The organism is Citrobacter sp. wls826, assembly GCF_005281245.1.
In the GTDB taxonomy this organism is placed as follows: Bacteria; Pseudomonadota; Gammaproteobacteria; order Enterobacterales; family Enterobacteriaceae; genus Citrobacter; species Citrobacter braakii.
Window position 1 is genome coordinate 107525 of record NZ_SZWS01000064.1, and the last position, 1521, is coordinate 109045.

The 1521-nt window shown below is 49.8% G+C and carries 1 protein-coding gene; it reads left to right on the forward strand.

Annotation, left to right across the window (positions count from 1 at the left end; genetic code table 11):
• Positions 1 to 134 precede the first annotated feature (134 nt).
• Entirely contained in the window at positions 135 to 1475 is a 1341-nt protein-coding gene (locus FDW87_RS20440) for a hemolysin family protein (RefSeq protein WP_003830418.1), read from the forward strand.
• Positions 1476 to 1521: the final 46 nt, after the last annotated feature.

Consider the following 1521-nt stretch of genomic DNA (forward strand, 5'->3'; position numbering starts at 1 on the left):
TTTACAGTACCTTACGCTATACTAGCTCCTGAAATTGCCGGTCCACTCCCTTCGGACCGGTTTTCAATGTGTATTTCACACGGATTTATCAATTTATCCCTTCCGAGGATCTGGCCTTAACGGTCGGATAAGATATGTTAAACAGTATTTTAGTCATTCTCTGCCTGATCGCCGTGAGTGCGTTTTTCTCGATATCCGAGATCTCGCTTGCTGCATCACGCAAAATAAAACTTAAACTGCTTGCCGATGAAGGCAACGTAAACGCACAACGTGTTTTGAAGATGCAGGAAAACCCCGGCATGTTTTTTACCGTCGTGCAAATTGGCCTTAACGCGGTCGCTATTCTCGGTGGTATTGTCGGTGATGCGGCATTCTCCCCGGCGTTTTACAGCCTTTTCTCGAAGTACTTCACTCCAGAGCTGTCCGAACAGTTAAGCTTTATTCTGTCGTTCTCGCTGGTTACTGGCCTGTTCATCCTGTTCGCGGATTTAACTCCGAAACGCATCGGTATGATTGCGCCAGAAGCTGTGGCTTTGCGTATCATCAACCCGATGCGCTTCTGCCTGCTCGTCTTCCGCCCGCTGGTGTGGTTCTTTAACGGTCTGGCAAATAACATCTTCCGTCTGTTTAAGATCCCGATGGTGCGTAAAGACGACATCACCTCGGACGATATTTACGCCGTGGTCGAAGCGGGTGCGTTGGCAGGGGTTCTGCGTAAGCAGGAACATGAGCTGATTGAAAATGTGTTCGAACTGGAATCCCGTACCGTACCGTCTTCCATGACCTCGCGCGAGAATATTATCTGGTTCGATCTCCACGAAGATGAGCAAAGCCTGAAGAACAAGGTGGCGGAACACCCACACTCCAAATTTCTGGTGTGTAACGAAGATATCGACCACATCATTGGCTATGTCGATTCAAAGGATCTCCTCAACCGCGTACTGGCGAACCAAAGCATGGCGCTGAACAGTGGCGTACAGATCCGCAATACGCTGATTGTGCCGGATACGCTGACGCTCTCTGAAGCGCTGGAAAGCTTCAAAACCGCAGGCGAAGACTTTGCCGTCATCATGAACGAGTACGCGCTGGTGGTGGGGATTATCACGCTCAACGACGTTATGACTACGCTGATGGGCGATTTAGTCGGTCAGGGTCTGGAAGAGCAGATCGTGGCGCGCGATGAAAACTCATGGTTAGTCGATGGCGGTACGCCGATTGATGACGTTATGCGCGTCCTGGATATCGATGAGTTCCCGCAGTCCGGCAACTATGAAACCATCGGTGGCTTTATGATGTTCATGCTGCGTAAAATCCCGAAACGCACCGACTCGGTGAAGTATTCAGGCTACAAATTTGAAGTGGTGGATATCGATAACTACAAGATCGATCAGCTGCTGGTGACGCGTCTGGACAGTAAACCTACCGTACTGGTACCGAAACTGCCAGATGCAAAAGAAGAGGCAAAGGCGTCTTAACGTCCTGCAGAAACATCAACGGCTCCCATTCAGGAGCCGTTTTTTT